This is a genomic window from Paramylibacter kogurei (assembly GCF_002742285.1).
GTDB classification, from domain to species: Bacteria; Pseudomonadota; Alphaproteobacteria; order Rhodobacterales; family Rhodobacteraceae; genus Amylibacter; species Amylibacter kogurei.
In genome coordinates, this window is the sequence record NZ_MDGM01000007.1 from 69,687 (window position 1) to 93,374 (window position 23,688).

At 48.6% G+C, this 23,688-nt stretch carries 21 protein-coding genes and 1 riboswitch; of the genes, 17 read left to right on the forward strand and 4 right to left on the reverse strand.

Annotation, left to right across the window (positions count from 1 at the left end):
- Positions 1 to 19 precede the first annotated feature (19 nt).
- Positions 20 to 880 (forward strand): LysR family transcriptional regulator, encoded by an 861-nt coding sequence (locus BFP76_RS02430; protein ID WP_099591595.1) that lies wholly within the window; start codon positions 20 to 22, stop codon positions 878 to 880.
- A 36-nt stretch (positions 881 to 916) separates the two neighbouring features.
- Here the strand turns inward: BFP76_RS02430 and BFP76_RS02435 are convergent, their stop codons facing one another.
- Positions 917 to 5,362 (reverse strand): ExeM/NucH family extracellular endonuclease, encoded by a 4,446-nt coding sequence (locus BFP76_RS02435; protein ID WP_099591596.1) that lies wholly within the window; start codon positions 5,360 to 5,362, stop codon positions 917 to 919.
- Positions 5,363 to 5,560: 198 nt separating this feature from the next.
- On the opposite strand from BFP76_RS02435, the gene hemP reads away from it, so the two are divergent.
- The 15 genes from hemP (at position 5,561) to BFP76_RS02510 (ending at position 17,123) form a co-directional block, all read left to right on the forward strand.
- A complete protein-coding gene (hemP, locus tag BFP76_RS02440) occupies positions 5,561 to 5,737 on the forward strand; it encodes a hemin uptake protein HemP (protein ID WP_099591597.1) in 177 nt (58 codons plus the stop codon).
- An 87-nt stretch (positions 5,738 to 5,824) separates the two neighbouring features.
- Positions 5,825 to 6,589, forward strand: a complete 765-nt coding sequence (locus BFP76_RS02445) for an MBL fold metallo-hydrolase (RefSeq protein ID WP_099591598.1) — start codon at positions 5,825 to 5,827, stop codon at positions 6,587 to 6,589.
- 97 nt (positions 6,590 to 6,686) lie between these two features.
- A riboswitch (TPP riboswitch) is annotated at positions 6,687 to 6,790 on the forward strand.
- A gap of 49 nt (positions 6,791 to 6,839) precedes the next feature.
- Positions 6,840 to 7,640, forward strand: coding sequence for a bifunctional hydroxymethylpyrimidine kinase/phosphomethylpyrimidine kinase (gene thiD, locus BFP76_RS02450; protein WP_099591906.1), 801 nt, complete (start codon positions 6,840 to 6,842; stop codon positions 7,638 to 7,640).
- Positions 7,640 to 8,614: an FAD-dependent oxidoreductase gene (locus tag BFP76_RS02455; protein ID WP_099591599.1), complete on the forward strand. Its 975-nt coding sequence runs from the start codon at positions 7,640 to 7,642 to the stop codon at positions 8,612 to 8,614. Before thiD ends, BFP76_RS02455 begins: the two co-directional genes overlap by 1 nt.
- Positions 8,604 to 8,801, forward strand: a complete 198-nt coding sequence (gene thiS / locus BFP76_RS02460; protein WP_099591600.1) for a sulfur carrier protein ThiS — start codon at positions 8,604 to 8,606, stop codon at positions 8,799 to 8,801. The genes BFP76_RS02455 and thiS overlap by 11 nt, the downstream gene beginning before the upstream one ends.
- A 3-nt stretch (positions 8,802 to 8,804) precedes the next feature.
- Positions 8,805 to 9,578: a thiazole synthase gene (locus BFP76_RS02465; protein ID WP_099591601.1), complete on the forward strand. Its 774-nt coding sequence runs from the start codon at positions 8,805 to 8,807 to the stop codon at positions 9,576 to 9,578.
- A complete protein-coding gene (locus tag BFP76_RS02470) occupies positions 9,575 to 10,171 on the forward strand; it encodes a thiamine phosphate synthase (protein WP_099591602.1) in 597 nt (198 codons plus the stop codon). The genes BFP76_RS02465 and BFP76_RS02470 overlap by 4 nt, the downstream gene beginning before the upstream one ends.
- Positions 10,150 to 11,139 (forward strand): HesA/MoeB/ThiF family protein, encoded by a 990-nt coding sequence (locus tag BFP76_RS02475; protein WP_099591603.1) that lies wholly within the window; start codon positions 10,150 to 10,152, stop codon positions 11,137 to 11,139. The genes BFP76_RS02470 and BFP76_RS02475 overlap by 22 nt, the downstream gene beginning before the upstream one ends.
- A gap of 15 nt (positions 11,140 to 11,154) precedes the next feature.
- Entirely contained in the window at positions 11,155 to 12,093 is a 939-nt protein-coding gene (locus BFP76_RS02480) for an ABC transporter substrate-binding protein (RefSeq protein ID WP_099591604.1), read from the forward strand.
- Positions 12,090 to 12,776 (forward strand): thiaminase II, encoded by a 687-nt coding sequence (tenA, locus tag BFP76_RS02485; protein WP_099591605.1) that lies wholly within the window; start codon positions 12,090 to 12,092, stop codon positions 12,774 to 12,776. Before BFP76_RS02480 ends, tenA begins: the two co-directional genes overlap by 4 nt.
- The gene (locus tag BFP76_RS02490) at positions 12,773 to 13,501 is read left to right on the forward strand and encodes an ABC transporter ATP-binding protein (protein WP_099591606.1); all 729 of its coding nucleotides are present in this window, start codon (positions 12,773 to 12,775) and stop codon (positions 13,499 to 13,501) included. The genes tenA and BFP76_RS02490 overlap by 4 nt, the downstream gene beginning before the upstream one ends.
- Positions 13,498 to 14,229 carry an ABC transporter permease gene (locus BFP76_RS02495; RefSeq protein WP_099591607.1) on the forward strand — a complete coding sequence of 244 codons (732 nt, stop codon included), beginning with the start codon at positions 13,498 to 13,500 and terminating at the stop codon, positions 14,227 to 14,229. The genes BFP76_RS02490 and BFP76_RS02495 overlap by 4 nt, the downstream gene beginning before the upstream one ends.
- 116 nt (positions 14,230 to 14,345) lie before the next feature.
- Entirely contained in the window at positions 14,346 to 15,230 is an 885-nt protein-coding gene (locus BFP76_RS02500) for an ABC transporter permease (RefSeq protein WP_099591608.1), read from the forward strand.
- A gap of 1 nt (position 15,231) precedes the next feature.
- A complete protein-coding gene (locus BFP76_RS02505; protein WP_099591609.1) occupies positions 15,232 to 16,044 on the forward strand; it encodes an ABC transporter permease in 813 nt (270 codons plus the stop codon).
- Entirely contained in the window at positions 16,041 to 17,123 is a 1,083-nt protein-coding gene (locus tag BFP76_RS02510) for an ABC transporter ATP-binding protein (protein ID WP_099591610.1), read from the forward strand. The genes BFP76_RS02505 and BFP76_RS02510 overlap by 4 nt, the downstream gene beginning before the upstream one ends.
- 43 nt (positions 17,124 to 17,166) lie before the next feature.
- On the opposite strand, the gene BFP76_RS02515 is transcribed toward BFP76_RS02510, so the two are convergent.
- The 3 genes from BFP76_RS02515 to BFP76_RS02525 all read right to left on the reverse strand — a co-directional run bounded on the left by BFP76_RS02515 (position 17,167) and on the right by BFP76_RS02525 (position 21,856).
- Positions 17,167 to 18,216: an extracellular solute-binding protein gene (locus BFP76_RS02515; RefSeq protein WP_099591611.1), complete on the reverse strand. Its 1,050-nt coding sequence runs from the start codon at positions 18,214 to 18,216 to the stop codon at positions 17,167 to 17,169.
- Positions 18,217 to 18,305: 89 nt separating this feature from the next.
- On the reverse strand, positions 18,306 to 19,052 hold the full coding sequence (locus BFP76_RS02520) for a 4Fe-4S dicluster domain-containing protein (RefSeq protein ID WP_099591612.1): 747 nt from the start codon (positions 19,050 to 19,052) through the stop codon (positions 18,306 to 18,308).
- Positions 19,049 to 21,856, reverse strand: coding sequence for a molybdopterin oxidoreductase family protein (locus tag BFP76_RS02525; protein ID WP_099591613.1), 2,808 nt, complete (start codon positions 21,854 to 21,856; stop codon positions 19,049 to 19,051). Before BFP76_RS02525 ends, BFP76_RS02520 begins: the two co-directional genes overlap by 4 nt.
- A 417-nt stretch (positions 21,857 to 22,273) precedes the next feature.
- Here BFP76_RS02525 and BFP76_RS02530 point away from each other — a divergent pair, with 417 nt between their 5' ends.
- A complete protein-coding gene (locus BFP76_RS02530) occupies positions 22,274 to 23,458 on the forward strand; it encodes a tyrosine-type recombinase/integrase (RefSeq protein ID WP_099591614.1) in 1,185 nt (394 codons plus the stop codon).
- Positions 23,459 to 23,688: the final 230 nt, after the last annotated feature.

Genomic DNA, 23,688 nt, shown 5'->3' on the forward strand with positions numbered 1-23,688 from the left:
TCACATCGATCTGAATCTCTTGCGCTTGTTGCTCGCTATCGATCAACACGGTTCGGTATCAAATGCAGGTGCCGCTGTTGGGTTAAGCCAGCCCGCGTCCAGCAACGCATTGGCACGCCTGCGTGCATCTTTGGATGATCCGTTATTTTTACGAAGCCGCGATGGCATGATTCCAACAGTTTATTGCGAAAAAATACTTCCGATTATACGTCAAAATTTGAGTGGCATCGAAACCGCATTGCAACAACAGAATGATTTCGTTGCACAAGAAAGCAGCGAAGTTTTTCGACTATCGCTTTCTGATTTGGGGGAAATGATGTTTTTGCCACGCTTGGCGCATCACGTTTCAAACCTTGCGCCAAAACTGCGAATGTACAACATCGCCGCAACGCGCAACACTTTGCACATGGCACTGGAACAACGCCAATGTGACATCGCCATCGGGATATTAAATCCCTCTGGTCGAGGCATTCATTCGCAAACTTTGTTTCACGAAACATATTCAGCGGTCATTGGATGGCGGAGTGATCCACATAATTTCCCAACGCTTCGCAATGCACCCATTGCATTGACAGCGCCCAGCGCGACATATGCAAATGACATTGAAAATGTTTTGGCACAAAACGATCTGGCACATAACATCGTGCTACGGCTACGCCATTTTGGTGCCTTGCCCCAATTGTTAAATCAAATGGATGTTGTTGCGATTGTGCCAACACAATATGCGCATAGTTTGGAAGATGAACAACAGGCGCAAATCTTACCCGTCACTGTGCCCCTTGGCGAACATGCCGTGAAAATGATTTGGCATCAGGTCACCGATAATGATCCTGCGAATATTTGGTTTCGCGCACAAATTTTGGATGTCTTTGGTGCATAAGGGGCTGTGCAAATTGCACCACCCCTTGCATATAATTTACCCAATCACCTGATCGCCCAAATCCAAACCGATGATCAATGGATCATGATCCGATGCGGCAAACACATCATCGCTATAAAACGCCGGATTGTTAAAGCTGGTGTCATAATTCAACAAATCGGGTTCATCAGCATTGATATGCCATTCGGTAATTCCTGTGACCTGATCCGCCATAGTATTGGATGCGAATGCTTGATCCAGCGTTCCGCGTTGGCCGTCAAACACATAGCTATATGCGTCTTCTTGCCCAATGAATTGATCAATCAAATCGGCCAGCCCGGCTTGGTCACGCACAGCTTGAACGGGGTCTTCCATACCATAGGCGTTAAAATCACCCAGTATCAGGTAATCACCATCCGCACTGGTTCCAGCGTATGAATTTTCCATCCAATTCACAACTTCGTTGGCAGCATCCGTTCGCACCCCGTTCCAGAAACCTTGTCCATCCCCCTGATCAAAGTTTGGATCCGCATAAAGCGCGTTCAATGCATCTGTAACTGCGTCAATCTGATCTGCGGGAATTGTTCCCGCATCAAGTGCCGATTGAACCGCATCGGCCAAATCTTGCAGACCACTATCACCTTTGGATTTGAAATGTGTGCTGACAATTGTGAATGTTTCACCTGTTAGATTATCGGTGAATGTTGCTGCAACCGCGGGTCGGTTTCGTTGTAAATCATCCAGTTGATCCGACGGGGAAACGTATTGGTTCAAGAATTCGGCCAACGCGTATGTGGCAGCGGCAGAATCTTCGCTAAATTCCAGATAATCTGATGTGACCAGCGTCACCGCATTGCTGTCATAAACAATTCCTGTCGTGATTGCATCATCTCCAAGGAAACCGTCCACCGATCCATTGGTGGGATCAACAAATGCAAAAATGGCATCCGAGCCTGTTGCACTCGCTTCGATATTCAATTCATCAACCAAAGTTGAAATAGCCGAATTCGTATCGAACCCATTGTTTTCCAATTCTTGCAATGCAAACACTTCGGCACCTGTCGTGCTCATTGCATTCACAATATTCTCGGATTGGCGATCGAATTCTTCTTGGTTTGAAGCGCCACGCGGGGACAAGTTATTCGGCCCTGATCCGCCTTCGCCAGTGAATGTTGTGAAATAGTTCAACACATTGAAACTCGCCACTTGGATATTGCCGCCGACATCATCAGGGGTTTCTTGTCGTGCGCCCGTATTAGTATCCTCGTCAATGCTCAATGTGCCATTCACCAACATGCGATAATCACCAAAGCCGAACGTCATCACGCCTTCAACTGGTTCGTTGATTTCGGATCCTAATCGAATGGTGGAACTGCCAGCGTCGAATGTATCACCACTATCCAAATATCCATTTCCATTATCGCCAGTGGTATTGGGAATATATGTAAACTCATCGGGATTTTGTCCCGATACACCATCGTCAATTAGCAATGAATTATTGGCATTTTCTTCCTGAAGCTGCGCAATTTCATCCGCTTGGGTTTGCGCATCATATATTTGCGTTGGCTGTGTTTGCACACCTGCGCTGATGGTGATTTCACCAAAGCGATCAAGGTTAAAGTTTTCGATAACCGTCAATGCTTCGCCATTGCCGCTGGTCACAGAAACATGCATGCCTTCGACCGCTTCGAAATTGGAAGCACTTCCCGACAATTGAATCTGTGCGGCGGTGGGGATTGTATTGTCACTTGAAAGCACGATTGTGCTGGTCACGTTAGTAAGTTCGGTCAGGCCGTTAAATTCAGTGACCGTACCAATGGTTTCCACCAAATCACCCGTTTCGACAAGTGGCGCGCCACCTGTGTAGATGAACAATCCTTCAGACGTATTTAAATCACCGTCTGCATCCGCATCTTCTTCTTGCACATAAAATCCGTCGCTGACGACATAGGTCACAACTGCCGAGACCAAAACATATTCCCCAACCATAAAGCTGGCGTCACCGGAACCCTGAATTGATGAAATAAGGGTTGCTTCTGTTGGTTCTGGGTTAATCACATCTCCCGCTGTTGGGGTATAGGTGGAGCTATCGGAAAAGCTGGTGATTTCAAATTCACCGATGCTTTCGGGATCGCGCACCGCACCTGCGGGTAAAAACGTGCCATCGGGGCCAACCACATTGTCGGAATAGACCAGATCGCCATCGCTTTCTACCAATGCAACGGAATCAACAATGTTGGTGAAAGGTTGACTATCCAGTGTACCATCATCATCCACATCCAAATCACCCGAATTGGTTACGCCATCATACCCTTCGACCAACAGAAAACTGGATGGTTCGTTGTTCAGCGTATTATTCGCAAATGTAATATTTCCCGTTACGCCAAATGTAGTTTCAGCCTGTTCGCTCGCCGCCAAGAAATATCCATTTTCACCAATGCTTTGCCCATCAAGGTTTATGACACTGATAATTTCACCTGATGCATCCAGTTGAAGCATTGCAAACCCATCAAGCGACAATCCCGCATCACCCGTTAATTCAACAAATTCCCAATCAGTGCCCGATGTACTGACGGCCAATTCATTAATCACCACAGCAGGTGCCGATGTGCCCGCATTATCGCCACCTTGGGTATTGGCGCGTGGTGCATCCCATGTACCGTCTTCATTGCGTTGCAGTGAATCACCAATGGCTGTGTCGCTTGGTTCTGATTGCCCAATATCGGTGGATGTCATGCCGTCAGCGGTGCCACCAACGGCCGTGAGCGTTCCCTCGTAACTGATAAATTCAATCACTTCGCCAGCATTTGACAATGCGATTCCATCGGGTGATCCATTTTGAATGCCACCCGCATCCCAAATATAATAATCGTATGTCCCATCTGTGATTATGGTCAGATCAGAAACCTGAACCGTTTGATATACCGTACCGTTTGATCCGTTGTACAATTCAACCACAAGGGCGGAAACATCATCCCCGGCATTGGTGCGAATTTCGAAAAATTCGCCCTCATCCGCACCCACATTGTCGTAATGGATTTCGTTAACGCGAGCATCCAGTGTTGGCGCAATAATCGCATCATTCGCACCACCTTGTGTATTGGCGCGTGGTGCTTCCCAGTTGCCGTTTTCATCACGTTGCAATGAATCGCCGATTGCAGTGTTGCCAGATTCTGAATGCCCGATATCGGTGGATGTCATGCCGTCAGCAATCCCCCCAACGGCCGTGAGCGTTCCCTCGTAACTGATAAATTCAATCACTTCGCCAGCATTTGACAATGCTATACCATCGGGTGATCCATTTTGTATGCTGCCGGCATCCCAAACATAATAATCGTATGGCCCATCTGTGGTCATGGTCAGATCAGAAACTTGAACCGTTTGATAAACCGTACCGTTTGATCCGTTGTATAATTCAACCACAAGGGCGGAAACATCATCACCTGCATTGGTACGAATTTCGAAAAATTCGCCCTCATCCGCACCCACGTTGTCGTAATGAATTTCGTTGATCCGTGCATCAACAACTGGGGTTTCATCAACGTCTGTTACGGTTGTGGTTATGTTTTGCGTTGTTATAGCACCCGCATCATCTGTTGCACTTACGGTTACTTCGTAAACGTTATCAAAATCTGCATCACTTGGGTTTTCATAATCTTGAGGGGTAAGAAAAATCAGCTCGCCGGTTTGTGCATCAATGGCAAAATGCGACGCATCCGCACCGCCAATAATGGCATAGGTAACGGTATCCCCATCCACATCAGTGGCCAAAACATTCGCAACTGTGCCTGATTGGTTTTCTTCGATGTCAAATGCATCAGCGCTGACGATTACAGGGCCGTCATTCACACCTGTTATCGTCACGGTTACGGTTGCAGTGTCCACACCCCCATGACCATCATCAACGCTGTAGGTAAATGTATCGGTTGCAACATCACCAGCGCCAAGAGCATCGAACAAATTACCTGCATCATATGACACCATTCCATTTGCAAATGTTACGGTTGCTCCTGCGGCACTGGTCGCAGATACGCCTGTAATTGCAATAGTGTCGCCATCAAATTCTTGGTCATTTGCCAGCAAATCATCCGCATCCAACGTCAATACTTCGTCTTCGGAAACAGATGCGGTATCATCACCCGCCAATACCGCATTATTTGTACCATCAAGGTGGTATGTATAATCATCACCCGCAAAATAGAGCGATTCAACGGAATGCAAACGCGTTACTGATTCCACATGTCCATTTTCATCGCGCGATACAATGCGTGTGATCGGGTTCCACCACCCACCGCGATTGATTATGTCATAGTCAGCAACAGATCCATCAAGCTGTACTGTATCCGAACCACGCCCGCCAAAAATACGATCATTTCCGCCGCCACCGATAAAAGTGTCATCCCCACCAAAGCCAAAAAAATGCTCCGATCGTTCGGTTCCAATTAATGTGTTTGATGAAGAATTTCCAAAAATGTGGCTGTGCCAGAAATGACGAAAATGCATGATGTGTCCCCAAGTTGCATAGATTCTGACCACAACCTAAGCATGTTTTTCTTCATTTTTGTGACATTTCTTCTGGCAACTCAGAAATCGGCGGAGAATTATTAATTATCTTAGTTTTTTAATCAGGTATTGCAAATGACTGTTCATTTGCTAAAAAGAATTCAATACCCGACTCTTTTACTTGGAAAAGGAAGCCCGATGTCTTACAACGCCCCAACGCCGCTAGAACCCACTCAATCCGTAGAGGTTAAAACCGGACCAACCTTTAATGTGGAACACTTGCTTGGTGAAAACAACACAGCCCAATTGGTTTTGGATCATCAAGTTTATACTCTGCGCAAAACGCGACAAAATAAATTGCTGCTGACAAAATAGACTGAAAAATTGAACAAAGATGTGATTATTGATTTCAAACTGTTGTGCTAGGCTTAAATTTCGGCCCACCCCAACAGGAGAAATAAAATGTACTCTCGCCGTCAATTTTTATCATCTGGTACGACCACGATTGGTGCGTCGCTTATATTACCCTATGCTGCCCATGCACAAACAGGGGGATCTGATATGTTCGAAACAAGTACTGGCACGATCACCGTTCACCCCGTTGCCCATGCATCATTTGTCATGGAAACACCTGGCATGGTTATTTACAACGATCCCGTTGGTGATCCTGCGAACTATGCGGGTAAACCAGATGCCGATCTAATATTACTAACCCATGAACATGGCGATCATTATGCGCCTGACACACTTGCGGTATTGGCCAAAGATAATACCAAGCTCCTTACGAACCCTGCGGTTTATGACATGCTGCCAGATCCGCTCAAATCAAAGGCGCAAAAAATCGGCAATGGCGAAGATACAACCATCGGTGATATCGCAATCGAAGCAATACCAGCGTATAATTTGACCGAAGATCGGTTGAAATATCACCCCAAAGGCCGTGATAACGGCTATGTGCTCACCATCGGCGGAAGCCGCATTTACATCGCGGGTGACACCGAAGATATCCCCGAAATGCGTGCGCTCACCGATATCGATCTGGCATTCGTTCCGATGAACCTTCCTTATACGATGGATGTAAATCAGGCCGCATCGGCAATTGCTGCGTTCAAACCAAAACACGTTTACCCATATCACTATGGTGAATCCAACGTTGATAGTTTTGGCGCAATGGTGGCCGAAGGGGACAGTGGCACTATCGTTCATTCTGGAAAGTGGTATTCATAAGTTAAGACAGAAATCTGTTATCGGTCCGCGATCTGTGGACCGATATTTTCTTTTACAAAAAGCAGCTTGCAACACCGCGCATAACTGGCTACCCCTAAGGAAACCGTTGGGGAGCCTGTGCACAGGCTGAGACTTGCAATCGCATAAACCCATCGTACCTGATCCGAGATAAACGGCGTAGGGAACGGTAAACATATGTAAATGTTGCACGCTCCTATTCCATTTTCTCACAAACGAAATGGAATATGTGATGACCCCAATCGCCCTTACAATTGCAGGTTCTGACAGCGGCGGCGGCGCAGGCATACAAGCCGACCTCAAAGCATTTAGCGCCCTTGGCGTTTATGGTGCCAGCGCAATCACCGCGATCACCGCGCAAAACACACAGGGCGTTACAGCGGTGCAAGATATCAATCTGGATATCCTTGGCGCACAGATCACCGCGGTGCTGGATGATCTGGCGGTGAACGCGATTAAAATCGGCATGTTGTCATCGCCCGAAATTATCGGTGTTGTTGCGAAAAAACTGAACGAATTTAAACACCCCATCGTCCTTGACCCGGTCATGGTCGCAAAGTCTGGCGACACATTATTGCAAGACAGCGCAATAGATGCTCTGAAATCTAAACTTTTGCCTATGGCGACTGTTCTAACGCCAAATCTGCCAGAGGCGGCAAAACTGTTGAACGCGACCGAAGCCGCAACCAAGGATGAAACCTTGGCACAAGGTCACGCATTATTGGCGATGGGTGCACAGGCGGTATTTATGAAGGGTGGTCATGCATCAGGTGCGATCTGTACCGATTATTTAGTCACCCAAGATGGCATCACTGAATTTAGCGCACCACGCGTGGATACCAAAAATACACATGGCACTGGCTGCACTTTGTCATCTGCAATTGCGGCTGAACTAGCCAAAGGGCAAAACCTTTCGAACGCTGTGCGCAATGCGCATCAATATTTGCAACGTGCAATATTACGCGCCGATGAATTGCAAATCGGATCAGGACACGGCCCTGTGCATCATTTTCACAACGTTTGGACAAGCTGATGGTTGATGTGTCCATCATTGGTGCTGGTGTTGCGGGGCTATGTCTTGCCACCGAAATCACTGCGCGTGGTGGCAATGTCGCAATTTATGATCGTGAACCCCAAATTGGTGAACATGCCTGTTCCTGGTGGGCGGGTGGCATGCTCGCCCCATTTTGCGAAGGTGAAAGCGCCGAAGAGCCTGTCGTACGCCACGGTCAAACCGCCGCCGCTTGGTGGGAAAAACACACATCATCGGTGACACGCAATGGGTCTCTTGTGCTCGCACTTGGGCGCGACACATCTGAACTCACCCGATTTTCACGCCGCACATCTGGCATGGAAACGGTCAATGCCGATGTGATCGATACATTGGAACCTGACCTTTCTGGCCGATTTTCAAAAGGTCTATTTTTCAAGTCAGAAGCACATCTATCACCCCGTGATGCATTGGCTCAACTAACCAAAAATTTACAATCCAATGGCGTAGCTGTGCAAACCGATATGCCCGACACCACGCCAAATCGGATTGATTGTCGCGGACTATCCGCCAAAGATGCCTTGCAGGATCTTCGCGGTGTAAAGGGCGAAATGCTCATCTTGCGTTGCCCTGACATTACGTTGTCGCGCCCAATCCGTTTGTTGCATCCGCGCATTCCGATCTACATCGTTCCGCGTGGTGATGGTGTATTTATGCTGGGTGCAACGATGATTGAATCCCAAGATCGCAACCGCATCACAGCACGATCAATGTTGGAATTGTTATCGGCGGCATACGCCCTGCTCCCTGCATTTGGTGAGGCGGAGATATTAGAAATTGGTGTCGATGCTCGCCCTGCATTTCCCGATAACTTGCCGCGCATACAACAACGCGATGGCGTTATTTACGCCAATGGATTGTATCGACATGGATTTTTATTAGCTCCTGCTTTGGCGCAAATGACGGCGGATTATCTTTTCACAGGAAACAAACCGGAGTTTTGGCATGAAAATTAATGTGAATGGCGAACTGCGCGAAATTACATCACCCAACCTTGCGGATGCGCTGGATGAGCTTGGCTATGGCGATGCAAAAATCGCAACGGCGGTGAATGAAAATTTCATCCCCGCTACATTGCGCCACGATACAGAACTTGTTCAAAATGATCGGCTCGAAATCCTTGCGCCGATGCAAGGAGGATAAATCATGCGATCATTTTATGGTGTGACCTTGGACAATCCGCTGATGCTTGGCACAGCACTTTATCCATCGCCCGCGATCATGGCCGATGCGTTTGCTACATCCAAGGCCGCTGTGGCGACGGTATCATTGCGCCGCGAAGGCAGCGTTGATCAAGCTGGACAAGATTTTTGGAATATTATCCGCGATCTCAGTGTGCACATTCTGCCCAATACCGCAGGGTGTCATAGCGTGAAAGAGGCCGTGACCACCGCCCATATGGCCCGCGAGATTTTTAACACCAATTGGATCAAGCTCGAAGTCATCGGCCACACCGACACATTGCAGCCCGATGTTTTTGGTCTGGTCGAAGCTGCGCGGATATTGTCCCAAGATGGGTTCCAAGTGTTCCCCTACACCACCGAAGATTTGGTCGTGGCCGAAAAATTGCTCCATGCGGGGTGCGAGGTTTTGATGCCGTGGGGTGCACCGATTGGATCGGGTCAAGGGTTGAACAATATCTTGGGTTTGCGATCGATGCGTGCCCATTTCGCCGATGTTCCTTTGGTCATTGATGCTGGGATTGGCCTGCCATCCCATGCGACGGCGGCGATGGAGCTTGGCTTTGATGCGGTATTGTTAAACACCGCTGTGGCCAAGGCTGGTGATCCCGTTGAAATGGCACGTGCCATGGCGCTTGCACTGGCGGCGGGACAAGCGGGTGCAAATGCCGACCCGATGGAACCACGCGATATGGCCGCCCCATCCACACCTGTGATTGGAAAGGCATTTTTGGAATGACCCTTGATCGTTTTTACCCAATTTTTGACAGCGCCGATTGGATTGCGCGTATGTTGCCCCTTGGTATCAAATTGGTGCAATTGCGCATGAAGAATCAACCAGATGATGTGTTGCGCAACCATGTCAGACGCGCGAAAAAAGAGTGCGCCAAATTTGGTTGTACACTGGTCGTGAATGATTATTGGCAAATCGCCATCGACGAAGGTTGCGATTTTATCCATCTTGGGCAAGAGGATTTGGACATCGCCGATATGGCGCAAATTCGCGCCGCAAATTTACGTGTGGGGCTCAGCACTCATGACGATGATGAACTGGAACGCGCATTATCTTTTGACCCTGCCTATGTCGCACTTGGCCCCGTTTATCCAACCATATTCAAAAAAATGAAATGGACCGAACAAGGTTTAGACCGTGTCACCGATTGGAAAAAACGTGTTGGTAAAACCCCATTGGTGGGGATTGGCGGCATGTCCGTTGAACGTGCGGCGGGTGTGTTTGATGCGGGCGCGGATATCGTATCCGCCGTCACCGACATTACATTGAACGCTGATCCAGAAGGGCGCGTGCAACAATGGCTGGACGCGACCCGATGAACCGATACGCACGCCAAATCATTCTGCCTGAATTGGGGCAAACGGGACAAGACAGTTTGTCCAACTCCCATGTATTGATCATTGGCGCAGGTGGGCTTGGCGTGCCGGTATTGCAATATTTGGTCGGGGCGGGCGTAGGCAAAATCACACTGGTTGATCCCGATATTGTGGAGCAATCCAACCTGCATCGTCAAACGCTCTATGGCACTAAATGGATCGGCCAGCCCAAGGTTTTGGCCGCGCAGAAAATATTGCACGATCTTAACCCCGAATGTGAAATCGATGCTCGACACACAACGCTTGATCCCGCAAATGCCCCTGCGTTGGTTGCATCCGTTGATCTGGTGCTGGATTGCGCCGATAGCTTTGCCGCATCTTACATCCTGTCAGATATTTGCTTGAACACACAAACCCCATTGATCAGCGCATCCGCACTTGGCCTGTCTGGATATGTTGGTGGGTTTTGCGCAAGCGCGCCAAGCCTGCGTGCAGTGTTTCCCGATCTGCCAGATAGCGCAGCCAGTTGTGCAACGGCAGGGGTGCTTGGACCAGTTGTTGGGACATTGGGCGCGATGCAGGCGCAAATGGCGCTATCCGTTTTGTTGAAGTTTGAGCCAAGCCCCCTTGGCCAAATGGTGCAACACGATGCAAAATCATTTCGCACCAGCAGTTTTCGATTTGATAATGCCCCTGAGCCAACGGGCGATCATTTCGCATTTGTTGCGCAATCACAATTCACCAAAGATGACATGATTGTCGAGCTTCGCGACGAGGTTGAATCCCCAACCCCCGCACATCCCGATGCTATTCGATCCAGCGTTGCAGATATTTCACGACTTGCCCCACCCGCACCCAATCAGCGCGTGGTGATGTGTTGTCGATCTGGGCTGCGATCATGGCAAGCGGCGACAAAATTCAAACAAAAATGGGACGGGCAAATTGTTGTGGCCGCTCTTGGCGATAACTAACGCAAAGGAACAGATATGCGTATTTTAACACTTGCAACACTTGCCATGATGGCAACCCCTGCGATGGCGCAGGATAAAATGACATTGCTTTTGGATTGGTTCATCAACCCCGATCACGGCCCGATTATTGTCGCCGAAGAATTGGGATATTTTGCCGATCAAGGCTTGGACGTTGAAATCATTGCGCCCGCCGATCCATCAGATCCACCAAAGTTGGTTGCCGCTGGCAAGGGTGATTTGGCCGTTTCATACCAACCATCATTGCACCTGCAAGTGGCCGAAGGTTTGCCGCTAAAACGCGTTGGTACATTGGTTGCGACACCGCTCAATTGTTTGCTGGTTCTGAAAGATGGGCCAATCAAAGAAATTAGCGACCTTAAGGGTGGCAAAGTCGGGTTTTCCGTTTCTGGTGTCGAAGAGGCCGTGCTTGGCACGATCTTGAAAAAGAACGGCTTGTCGATGGATGATGTTGAAATGGTCAATGTAAATTGGTCTTTGTCACCATCATTGATGTCAAAACAGGTTGATGCAGTTATTGGCGCATATCGTAATTTCGAACTAAACCAGATGGAAATTGAAGGCGTCGAGGGTAAATGTTTCTACGTCGAAGAAGAAGGCCTTCCCGCCTATGACGAGCTGATTTACGTTGCTAACAAAGACACAATGGACGTTGATAAAATCACCCGTTTCTTGGCCGCCACGGAAAAAGCGACGCAATATATTGTTAACCACCCCGATGAAAGCTGGGACATATTTTCCGCCACATCAAAAGAATTGCAAGATGAGCTGAACGCCAAAGCATGGGTTGATACCCTGCCCCGCTTTGCACTTCGCCCAAATGCATTGGATCATGGGCGTTACCATCGCTTTGAAACCTTTCTGTTAGAGGCAGGTTTGATCAGCGAGCGTCAATCCATCGACGATTTGGCAATCGATTTGAGCGTTGAAAAATGACCAATGCCCCTGATTATGGCCGTGCGTTCGCAGCATGGCGCAAGGCGAGTGAAACATCATGGCGCGATTACACCCGCCATGATTTTGTCAACGGATTGGGCGATGGTACATTGCCCCGTGCCAATTTCATCCACTATCTGATTCAAGATTACGTATACTTGATCCACTATTCCCGCGCATGGGCATTGGGCGTGGTTAAGGCTGAAACATTGGATGAAATGCAGCTTTGTTCGGCAACGGTTGATGCATTGGTGAACGGTGAAATGCAGCTTCATGTTCAAACATGTGCGCGTGATGGCATTTCCGAAGCGCAATTATTTAGTGCAGCCGAAGAACCCGAAAACATGGCCTATACACGCTATGTCCTAGAAGCGGGATTTTCGGGCGGGTTCCTTGATCTGATGGCTGCACTTGCCCCTTGTGTTTGGGGGTATGGTGAAATTGGCGCTATCTTGGCCAATGAAGGTTCCAGCGAAACCTACCGCAAATGGATCGACACCTATGCAGGGGATGATTATCAAACCGCATGTGTCAATGTTGGCAAATTGTTGGATCAAGCATTGATCGCGCGCCTTGGTGATGATTTCGAAAATTCGCCAAGCTGGCCCGCATTATGTAAGAAATTCGAAACTGCGACACGCCTTGAAATCGGATTTTGGGACATGGGAATGCGCGGCGCATGATTGCCGCCCCATCCATAACATTTAGCGGAGCAGCGGAATTTTCTGGTGCTCCGCTTTTTGATAACATCACCCTTGAAATCAAAGGTGGTGAATGGACATGCTTGCTTGGCCCATCAGGTGTGGGAAAAACCACAGTGTTGCGCATTATCGCAGGGCTGGACAGCGCCGTTAATTTTCGCGGTAAAATCATCAGCAGCGATGGGAAAACTCTGCAAAATCGAACGGCTTATATGGCACAAAACGATCTGTTGTTCCCTTGGCTCACACTTTTGGACAATGTCTGTATTGGTGCGACGTTGCGCGGGGATCACGTGGAAAAAACCCGTGCAATTGAAATGATTTCACGTGTGGGCCTGGCTGGTCATGAGGGTAAAAAACCATCACAACTATCAGGTGGTCAACGCCAACGTGGCGCATTGGCGCGTACATTGATGGAGGATCGCCCGGTGATCTTGCTCGATGAACCGTTTAGCGCATTGGATGCAAAAACCCGTGCCGATATGCAGGAACTGGCCGCCGAATTATTGACAGATCGCACTGTGTTATTGGTGACACATGACCCGGCAGAGGCCGCGCGATTATCGCATCAGGCCATCGTTATGCACAGCACAGGATTGCAACATATCGATATGCCAGCAACGCCCCCCGTGCGTGGCATCGACGATCCCCAAACGCTCGCCACCCAAGGCAAGATGTTGAAAATTCTGCGCGAGGGTCCGCAATGAATTGGAAACACGGGATCATATCCGCGATTGTTTTGATCGCCGTGTGGCAATTGACAGTCACACTGACGGGTGTTGCGTCTTTTATTCTGCCCTCTCCATTGCGTGTGGCAAATGCGCTTTGGCACAGCCGCGCATTGATTGCGGAACACGCATGGGTAACGTTGGCAGAGGTGATCCTTGGCCTTATTATCGGGTCAATCCTTGGGATAGTAACGGCGATAAATTTAGCGACATCATCCACCGCACGCGCAATTTTACGCCCCATATTGGTGTTTTCACAGGCCATCCCCGTGTTCGCGCTCGCACCACTGCTTACACTTTGGTTTGGGTATGGCATGGGGTCAAAAATCATTATGGCAGTCATGATTATCTATTTTCCTGTGGCATCAGCCTTTTTCGATGGATTGATGAAAACGCCCAGCGGATATTTGGACTTGGCGCAAACAATGGCTGCAACGCAATCGCGCGAGTTGTGGCATATTCGTATGCGTGCAGCGATGCCTTCGCTTGGTTCTGGGTTGCGCTTGGCCGCGGTTTACGCCCCCATTGGTGCGGTGATCGGTGAATGGGTTGGTGCATCAAAGGGATTGGGATATTTGATGTTGCTGGCCAATGGGCGGGTCAAAACCGACCTATTGTTCGCCACATTAATCGTTCTGGCCGTGCTCACCGTATGTTTGCATCTTTGCGTTGATATATTGGCGCGTAGATTGGCAAAAGATCATTGAGCATGGGCAAAGTCATAGATTAGCAACGCCCATTGCGTTTTTCATCTTGATTTATCCGTCGAATAATTGTCCGATAGTTTACCCACATCGCCACCAACCCAAGGCAATTTACGACGATGAGCAAAAATCAAACCCACAATCGTTGGCGCCAGTCAGAGGCCGCACAGGGTTTATTTTTAATCAGTCCAACATTTATTTTCTGCACAGTTTTGCTGGCGATTCCGCTTGGTCTTGTGCTCGCGTTGAGTTTTTGGACACAAAATTATCTGGAACTTGATAAAACCCTGACCCTTGCGAATTATCAAACCGCTTGGGGCGAGGAGATTTATCAAACCCTGATGGGGCGGTCATTGAAAATTTCGGCCTGCGTGACAATCCTGACGGTTTTATTGGCCTATCCCGTGGCCTATTTCGTGTCGTTTCACATCAAACCAAAACACAAGGCGATGTGGATTTTCCTGATCACCATACCTTTTTGGACAAGCTATCTGATGCGGATTTTCCTGTGGAAAGTTATCCTTGGGTATAATGGCGTGGTAAACGGATCGCTGATTGGTGCGGGATTGATTGAAAAACCGCTAAGCTTTATTTTGTATAATCAAAATGCGGTTGTGCTGACCCTTGGACATGCTTGGTTGCCTTTCGCAATCCTTCCCATTTTCGTGGCACTTGAAAAAATCGATCATTCACTGCTTGAGGCTGCCCAAGATTTAGGCGAAGGCCCCATCCGCCGATTTTTGCGTGTCACGCTACCCTTATCCATGCCAGGTGTATTGGCAGCGACGGTTATCGTATTCATCCCTACCATTGGTGATTACGTCACGCCGCGTTTGGTGGGTGGACCCAATGGTTTGATGATTTCAAACATGATTGAATTACAGTTCAAAAAGGCAAACAATGCCCCGCTTGGTGCGGCTCTTGCCGTGTCTGCGATGGTAATTGTGAGTGTGATTTCGTTGATCTTTGTCTGGCTCAATCGCAAATATTTAAAGGCGCGGTGATATGTTGAAATCTATTACCCCACTTAAAATATATATCCTGTTCTTTTTGGTGTTTTTATACGCTCCTGCGATCCTGTTACCGATTTTTGCGTTTAACGATAGCGCGATTGTTGCGTTTCCGCTCAAGGGTTTCACAACCGAATGGTTCGGCGTTCTCTGGGAAACAGAGGCGTTACATTCAGCGGCAAAAAACAGCTTTATCATTGCGATCACCACGGCAATTTTATCAACCCTGCTTGGCATGTTGGCCGCACGTGCGAATGCGCGATATAAATTTCCCATGCAACGCCCAATGATGGGGTTGATCATGTTGCCGATGGTGTTGCCCGAAATTATCGTGGGTGTTTCGTTGTTGGTGGTGATATTGCAGCTTGGCTTTGATCTATCACTTTGGACCATCATTTTGGGGCATGTTTTGATCTGCACCCCGTTTTGCATTGCAATTCTTTCATCCGCATTCATGAATTTGGATCAAAGCTTGGAAGAAGCATCATTTGATCTTGGACAAACGCGGCTTGCCACGTTTTGGCTGATCACTGTCCCATTGGTGATGCCCGGTCTTATTTCCAGCCTGTTGATTTCATTCACCATATCACTGGATGAATTTATCATCGCATTTTTCCTTGCGGGTACGGAACCAACGCTGCCCGTTTACATCTGGGGTCAGTTGCGCTTCCCGCAACGTCTACCCAGCCTAATGGCGCTTGGCACTTTGTTGCTCGCGGTGTCATTGGTGTTACTTATTTTGGCCGAATATTTCCGCCGTCGCGGCGCACGTAAAACCGGCACGACCGATACCGGAGGTTTCTTATGAGCGAACCCATTATTCGCCTAAATAACATCGATAAATTTTACGGCGACTTTCAGGCGCTTTATGACGTAAGCGTCGATATCAAACGCGGCGAGTTTTTCTCGCTGCTTGGTCCATCTGGTTGTGGCAAGACAACTTTGTTGCGCACCATCGCAGGGTTTGAACACCCGAGTAATGGCGAAGTGTTTATCGATGGAAAATCCATGCGCGGTGTGCCCGCGAATGAACGCCCCACAAATATGGTTTTTCAAAGCTATGCAATTTTCCCCCATATGAGCGTTGCGGAAAATGTCGCCTATGGGCTAAAGGCGCGCAAAACACCCAAGGCAGAAATTAAAACACAGGTTGCCCAAGCCTTGGAAATGGTTGGGCTGGGTGGATATGGTGCGCGTGCATCACATGCCCTGTCAGGTGGGCAACGCCAGCGTGTGGCGCTGGCGCGTGCGCTGGTCCTTAAACCCAAGGTTTTGTTGTTGGATGAACCGCTATCGGCGCTGGATAAAAAGCTGCGCGAACAAATGCAATCCGAATTGCGCAATTTACAACGTGCGGTTGGGATTACATTTATATTGGTAACACATGATCAGGAAGAGGCGTTAACAATGTCAGATCGGATCGCTGTGATTAATGATGGGCGCATTGCACAATTGGCAACACCCCACGATTTGTATCAACGCCCAATAAACCGATCTGTGGCGGATTTCATCGGGGTGATGAATTTTCTGAATGCAGGTGCAATCAATGAAACCAGCAAAGGGTATGAAACATCCGTGGCTGGTTTGGGAAAGGTTATCGTTCCAAAGGCGCAAGCGCCCGATGGGATTGCTGGGAATATAACGGTTGGTATCCGGCCCGAAATGCTCACCATTTTGATTGGTGATGAAAAAGCGGAACGTGAAACCAAGGCCAAAGTGTCCGAAGTTTTCTACTACGGCGACATGACATATTATGATGTCATGCTTGATGGGGTGGATACGCCAGTGACCATTTCCATGCGCAACACCGCAGGGCGCGGCGTGCTGGGCGTGGGTGATACCGCACGTGTTGGCTGGGGGGCGGAATCGATCTTGTTGCTAAAATAAAGGGCGCATAACGCGCCCCTTAAATTCAATGTATTTGCTTGGTTTAAAAACCAGCTTTGATCTTTTCAAACTCAGCAACCATTTTTTCGCGCAATGCTTGATCCATTGGGATTTGCGCCAACACAGGCACATCTACTGGGCCAAGACCCATTTCGTCCAGCAACTCGCCACCCAATGCCGCCATCGCGGTGGCGTTACCATTGCCATAGCCCCATTCATTCACGATATATTCAGCGGCCGATGGGTCCATCCATGCGTTGAGGAAATCATAAACTTTGTCTTCGCTGTTTTCACCGTTTTTCAGGTTCACATAACCACAAAACCACGATGACGATCCCTCTTTCGTGGAACGGTTCGCCGCGACAGCAATATCTTCGGCCTGAAGCGAAGTCGGTGTTTCATTCCATGCCCAAGATACGATCACTTCGCCACTGGTCAACAATTGCGCAAGCTCTGCGCCATCGGCCCAATAGGCACGCACATTTTGATGTGCCTGGCGCAACCAATCGGATGCACGCTTGAAATCATCGTCCGTCGCCTTTGACCAATCGGTCGTACCCGTCGCCAAATAGCCCAGCGCATAGGCATCATCCACATTATCAGGGATCGCAGTGCGCCCTGCATATTCTGGATCAAGGAACACTTCCAACGTGTTCATTTTGGCTTCGTCAACCATATCCGTGCGATATGTTAACGCTGTTGTTCCCCAATCAGCAGGCAAGAAATAATAAGAACCGTCGAATTTAAACGCTTCTTTCATATCTGCGTTCACTTCGTCCCAGCGTTCAATTTTGGAAATATCCAGCGGTTCGATCAAATCTGCAGCCAGCCATTTTTCCACGGATTGGCTACAGGGGTGGGAAACATCCGCCTTAAACCCTGCGCGTAACTTTTGAAATGCTTCTTCTTCTTCGCCAAAGAATGTGAATGTCGGGCTATCGCCATGTTTGTCGATATAGGTTTGGAAGAATCCGGTATCTTCGTAACCTGACCAATCAAAAACAATAAGCTCTTTATCTGCCGCGTTGGCAGCAATTGCACTGGCCACAATCGTTGTTGTGCCCAGAAACAATTTACGCAGTGAATGTTTCATGTTTTCTCCCTGAAAATACATTGCCTAGGACCGATAGATTAACCGTATATCGCACCTAAGCAAAGCATTGTTTCATGGGATGCGCGATGTCAAATCTTATCCAATGCTTTATCAAGCCAACGCAAAAAACCGGTGGGTTCTGATGCGACAGGCGCCAATAATGGGGCCAGAATATCAATTTCTTTGCCCGTATCCTTGGGGCGTGGTGGCAGATATTTATTGACGGGCTTTGTGCCCATCTCTGGCATCAAATCAAACCCGCCGCGATCAGCGACCAGTTTGCTTACATCACTTTCCACATCACCCAAATCGCCAAAATGACGTGCACCTGCTGGGCATGTTCGCACACATGCAGGCTGGCGGTCTTCTTCGGGTAGATTTTCATTGTAAATGCGATCAACACACAGTGTGCATTTTTTCATAACACCTGCGGCCTGATCCAATTCACGTGCACCATATGGGCATGCCCATGCACATAAACCACAACCGATACAGGCATCTTCGTTCACCAAAACAATGCCATCATCGCTGCGCTTGTAACTCGCTCCAGTTGGGCACACCGTGACACATGGTGCATCTTCACAGTGAAGGCAAGATTTTGGAAAATGGAATGTTTGTGCGGCACCCGTTTCAGGTTGAACTTCGTAAGTATGGACACGGTTTAAAAACGTACCAGACGGTTCTGCGCCATATGCGTCTTGGTCGGATAACGGCACGCCATAATTTTGCGTGTTCCACCCCTTACAAGACACCACACAGGCATGACAGCCAACGCATGTATCCAAATCAATCACCAATCCCATTTTACGGGTAGTTTCGTTTGGCAATTCAGTCATTTTCCAACCTCCCATGCGATATCTTTGGGTCCGCGATCCACGGGTGATTTTGCGGGGGCGAAATTGGGGGCGGTTTCGACCAATGGTTTCGTCTTTTCGATTTTCACTTTCAAATCAAACCACGCCGCCTGTCCCGTTATGGGATCGGAATTGGCCCAACGTAAACCATCCCCCTTGGGTGGCAATAACTCATGGATCAAATGGTTTAACAAAAACCCCTTGGTGGTTTCTTGTGCGTCGTTGGATAATGCCCATGCGCCTTTGCGTTTTCCAATCGCATTCCAAGTCCACACCGTGTTTTCGTTCAATGCCGCGTGATGCGCCACTGGCACGGTGATATCGCCATGGGGCGATGTTACCCGCGCCCAATCGCCATCGGAAAATCCATGTTCCTTCCAGATTTTTGTTGGCAAATACAACGGATTGCGACCATGAATTTGGCGCAACCACGCATTTTGCGTGCCCCAACTGTGATACATCGCCATCGGGCGCTGGGTGAGTGCATGAATGGGGTATTCAGCGCCTGAATTGGTTGAATTTGACCAAATGGGAAATGGTTCCATCGATGTTTTCACCAATTCACGCAGATGTTCCGGTGGTTGGCGTTCGCCATGCCCTTCGGCCGCCAACTGGAAACGGCGCATAGGTTCAACATACAACTGAAACAAATAGGGTTGTGGCGCATCGTAAATCCCCATGCCCACGGCCCAATCTTGGTATTCCACATTCCACGGTTTGTAATAAGTTGCACCGTCGGGAATATGTTCAACGAAGAAACCACCGTTTTTGATATATCGATCCAATTGATCTGGGTTCACATCGCCGCGCCCCACATCGTTTCCATCACCACGAAACCCTGCCAAAGGGCCAATGCCTGGGCGGCGTTCGTGATTCACAATATAATCGGCATAATCTTTGTATTTCGCCGAGCCATCGTCGTTGGTGAAATTGGGCAATCCCAATCGATGCCCCAAATCACACAGAACGGATTGAAACCCGCGCACATCGCGATCAGGTTCGATCACCGGCCAACGAATGGCGTCCGCTGCACCGTCTGCCTCGCAAATCGGACGATCCAACAGAGAAATACAATCATGGCGTTCTAAATATGTTGCATCTGGTAAAACGATATCCGCGAACGCCACCATTTCAGAAGAATATGCATCGGAATAGATGATATTAGGGATTACATAATCACCGTTTTCATCCGTATCGGTTAACATTTCCATCACACCCTTGGTGTTCATCGAACTGTTCCACGACATATTCGCCATATACATAAATAGCGTGTCGATTTTATATGGATCGCCCGCATGGGCATTGGAAATTACCATATGCATCAATCCATGGCTCGACATCGGGTTTTCCCAAGTGAACGCCTTGTCAATCCGTGCAGGCGTGCCATCAGGGCGAAGTGCTAGATCCTCTGGCCCATGCACAAATCCCAGATGCGGCCCATCCAGCGGTGCATCTGGGCAACTGGCCACGTGTGGTTTTGGGTGTGCCTCTGGTGGTTTTGGATATGGAGGTTTGAAACGAAACCCGCCTGGCACCTCAACGCTGCCCAACAAAATTTGCAAAATATGTAATGCGCGACAGGTTTGAAAACCATTGGCATGTGCGGAAATCCCACGCATGGCGTGAAATGAAACGGGGCGTCCGATCATTTCGCTATGTTTTTCACCGCGAAAATCTGTCCATTCGATGGGCAATGTGATTGCCTGATCAAACGCCACATGCGCCAATTCGGCGGCAATGCGTTGGATGGTTGCAACGCTGATCCCGCAACGATCGGCAATGGCGGCAGGTGCGTGTTCTGCGCCCAAATAGGTTTGCGCAATTTTATGGAAAACCGTTGTGTGGCTGATGCCAGCTTTGCGAAATTCTGCGTTCAGATCAGGGCGAATACCCTTGGTGTCAAATGCCACCATATCGCCAGTGTTGCGATCGATAACCAATGGCTTGTCATTGTCATCGCGCAAAAACAATCCATATGTTTCGCTTTTGGGATCGCTATCCAACAAAACCGGTGCGTTTGTATATTGCGCCAAATAGTGCAAATCAATTTTACCAGCGCGCAACAGCTCATGTATCAAAGCCGTGATAAACAGCCCATCTGTGCCAGGTGTAATACCAACCCATTCATCGGCAATCGCATTGTAACCCGAACGAATGGGGTTCACGCCTATCACCTTGGCACCGCGCGACTTTAACTTACCAAGCCCGATTTTAATGGGATTTGAATCATGATCTTCGGCAACGCCGAACAGCATGAACATTTTGGTGTGATCCCAATCAGGTTGGCCAAATTCCCAAAACGCACCCCCCATTGTGTAAATACCAGCCGCCGCCATATTCACCGAACAAAACCCACCATGTGCGGCGTAATTTGGGGTACCAAACGCCTGTGCCCAATATGACGTGAATGATTGCGATTGATCGCGCCCCGTAAAAAACGCAAGCTTATCTGGGTTATCTTTGCGGATTTTTCCCAGCCGTTTGGTGACGATGCCCAAGGCCTCGTCCCAACTGATTTCTTCAAATTCACCAGACCCACGCGGCCCAACACGTTTCAAAGGCGCGCGAAGCCGTGATGGCGCATTCACCTGCATAATCCCCGCAGAGCCTTTGGCGCAAAGCACACCCTTGTTCACAGGGTGATCTTTGTTTCCCTCGATATAGGCAACTTCGCCATCCTTAAGATGCACATTGATCCCACAGCGACAGGCGCACATGTAACAGGTGGTTTTGCGAATTTCATCAGATACATTTGGCGAAGTATTCAAATTAGGTGGCTGCGCCATATTGATATCCTTGTTGAAATTACATCACTTTTCATAAGATGAATTCCACAAATGGTAAAATCAATTTGCGACACGAAGTAGCAGAAAAATCTTGTTTTCGTTTTCCCGAAACTGCGTTTTTGAAAACGAAAGCCAAATCATCTGCAATCCGAATTGCATTAGCATTTTAACATGCTGGTGAATAACCCTGTTTAGCCCTAGCTATATTTTTTCCGGGGAACCTAGCCCTGAAAATCAAAGCAATTTCAAGAACAATGGTTATAGGATATGGTGCCCACACGGACTCGAACCGCGGACCTACTGATTACAAAGCTCAATTTGGCGTTTTTTAAGCAATTGAAATTTAACCAATTTTCGTGTTAACTGATTGTAATAAAACATTTAATCAGGACACCGAAAGACAGGTTGAGACAGCCAATGACACGGACATACAACGATTCTGCTGACACTACACGGACACGAAACGGCGCTGTCCGCCTCACTGATAATTTGGTAAAGGGTCTTAAACCTCCGCTTAAAGGGAACAAGATTACCTATGATGAACGCCTACGCGGGTTTGGTGTTCGGGTCATGGCTTCGGGTAAAAAATCATTCATCCTGAATTATCGCATCAATGGACGCGAGCGGCGCATGACGATTGGCGCGTATCCAGAATGGACATTGCTCGCAGCGCGTCGACGTGGCGAAGAATTGCGCCGCGATGTTGATCTCGATATCGACCCATTGCAACGGCGCACTGACAAGATGAACGCGCCAACGGTGCAAGACCTCTATGATCGTTACGTTACAGATCACCTCCCCAAGAAGTCCGAGTCATCGGTGGTGAGTGATTTGCAGATGTGGAAAAAGAACATCCTTCCCGTTCTAGCTCGGCGCAAGCTCTCAGATGTGAGTTTCGATGAGATTGACGCGCTCCATCGGAAAATCACGCGCCGCGCTCCCATTCAGGCGAACCGCAATATTTCTCTGTTGCGCAAAGCGTTCAATCTGGCGATGCGGTGGGGCTGGATGAAAGCGAACCCAGCTGTTGGCATCGAAGCAAATCCAGAGGTTAGCCGCACGCGCTACCTGAGCGACTCTGAATTGAAACGGTTGATCCATGCGCTAAAAACCAGCGCAAGCCGCACGTCCTGCGATGCAATCTTATTCATGCTGCTGACGGGCTGTCGGCGCGGCGAAGCATTTCAAGCAACTTGGGAACAGTTTAACGAGGAGTTACGCATCTGGACGAAACCAGCGGCAACAACCAAACAACGCAAGTTACACCGCGTGCCAGTATCGAGCGCCGTGACCGAATTACTTAAATCGCGCCAAGATCGCAGCACTTCACCTTTCATTTTTGCATCACATACAGGCAAGGCGCTGACTGATGTTAAAAAGACGTGGAACAGAATTTGTGAAACGGCTGAACTGGAAGACATGCGGCTACACGATCTGCGCCACACATTCGCAAGCCTTCTCGTTTCAAACGGTCAATCGCTGCCAACAATCGGGGCAATGTTAGGGCATACACAAACGCAAACCACGGCAAGATACGCACATTTATTCGATGAAACCTTGAGCGAAGCTGCGGAAATTGCGTCATCGGCAATATATAATTGAGACATTGAAAGACAAATTGAGACAAGCATTGCCAACACAAAATAAGTTGTTGACTCAAAAAACGCTTTGATCAATTTTATGACCAAGCCTCAGAGATATATATAAAATAAGCCAGCAACATATTTAGCGCATCCGAAATGATAGAGACCAGAAAAACTGGCTCAGATAGAAAATAAGCGCACAACAAACAAGCGGCACAAATCAAACTGAAAAGAGAGCTGACCATGAAC

Excerpts from the sequence above, each read along its gene's own strand:
- BFP76_RS02435 (WP_099591596.1), bottom strand. The coding sequence starts at position 5,362 with ATGCATTTTCGTCATTTCTGGCACAGCCACATTTTTGGAAATTCTTCA.
- hemP (WP_099591597.1), top strand. The coding sequence starts at position 5,561 with ATGTCTTACAACGCCCCAACGCCGCTAGAACCCACTCAATCCGTAGAG.
- BFP76_RS02445 (WP_099591598.1), top strand. The coding sequence starts at position 5,825 with ATGTACTCTCGCCGTCAATTTTTATCATCTGGTACGACCACGATTGGT.
- thiD (WP_099591906.1), top strand. The coding sequence starts at position 6,840 with ATGACCCCAATCGCCCTTACAATTGCAGGTTCTGACAGCGGCGGCGGC.
- BFP76_RS02455 (WP_099591599.1), top strand. The coding sequence starts at position 7,640 with ATGGTTGATGTGTCCATCATTGGTGCTGGTGTTGCGGGGCTATGTCTT.
- thiS (WP_099591600.1), top strand. The coding sequence starts at position 8,604 with ATGAAAATTAATGTGAATGGCGAACTGCGCGAAATTACATCACCCAAC.
- BFP76_RS02465 (WP_099591601.1), top strand. The coding sequence starts at position 8,805 with ATGCGATCATTTTATGGTGTGACCTTGGACAATCCGCTGATGCTTGGC.
- BFP76_RS02470 (WP_099591602.1), top strand. The coding sequence starts at position 9,575 with ATGACCCTTGATCGTTTTTACCCAATTTTTGACAGCGCCGATTGGATT.
- BFP76_RS02475 (WP_099591603.1), top strand. The coding sequence starts at position 10,150 with ATGGCTGGACGCGACCCGATGAACCGATACGCACGCCAAATCATTCTG.
- BFP76_RS02480 (WP_099591604.1), top strand. The coding sequence starts at position 11,155 with ATGCGTATTTTAACACTTGCAACACTTGCCATGATGGCAACCCCTGCG.
- tenA (WP_099591605.1), top strand. The coding sequence starts at position 12,090 with ATGACCAATGCCCCTGATTATGGCCGTGCGTTCGCAGCATGGCGCAAG.
- BFP76_RS02490 (WP_099591606.1), top strand. The coding sequence starts at position 12,773 with ATGATTGCCGCCCCATCCATAACATTTAGCGGAGCAGCGGAATTTTCT.
- BFP76_RS02495 (WP_099591607.1), top strand. The coding sequence starts at position 13,498 with ATGAATTGGAAACACGGGATCATATCCGCGATTGTTTTGATCGCCGTG.
- BFP76_RS02500 (WP_099591608.1), top strand. The coding sequence starts at position 14,346 with ATGAGCAAAAATCAAACCCACAATCGTTGGCGCCAGTCAGAGGCCGCA.
- BFP76_RS02505 (WP_099591609.1), top strand. The coding sequence starts at position 15,232 with ATGTTGAAATCTATTACCCCACTTAAAATATATATCCTGTTCTTTTTG.
- BFP76_RS02510 (WP_099591610.1), top strand. The coding sequence starts at position 16,041 with ATGAGCGAACCCATTATTCGCCTAAATAACATCGATAAATTTTACGGC.
- BFP76_RS02515 (WP_099591611.1), bottom strand. The coding sequence starts at position 18,216 with ATGAAACATTCACTGCGTAAATTGTTTCTGGGCACAACAACGATTGTG.
- BFP76_RS02520 (WP_099591612.1), bottom strand. The coding sequence starts at position 19,052 with ATGACTGAATTGCCAAACGAAACTACCCGTAAAATGGGATTGGTGATT.
- BFP76_RS02525 (WP_099591613.1), bottom strand. The coding sequence starts at position 21,856 with ATGGCGCAGCCACCTAATTTGAATACTTCGCCAAATGTATCTGATGAA.
- BFP76_RS02530 (WP_099591614.1), top strand. The coding sequence starts at position 22,274 with ATGACACGGACATACAACGATTCTGCTGACACTACACGGACACGAAAC.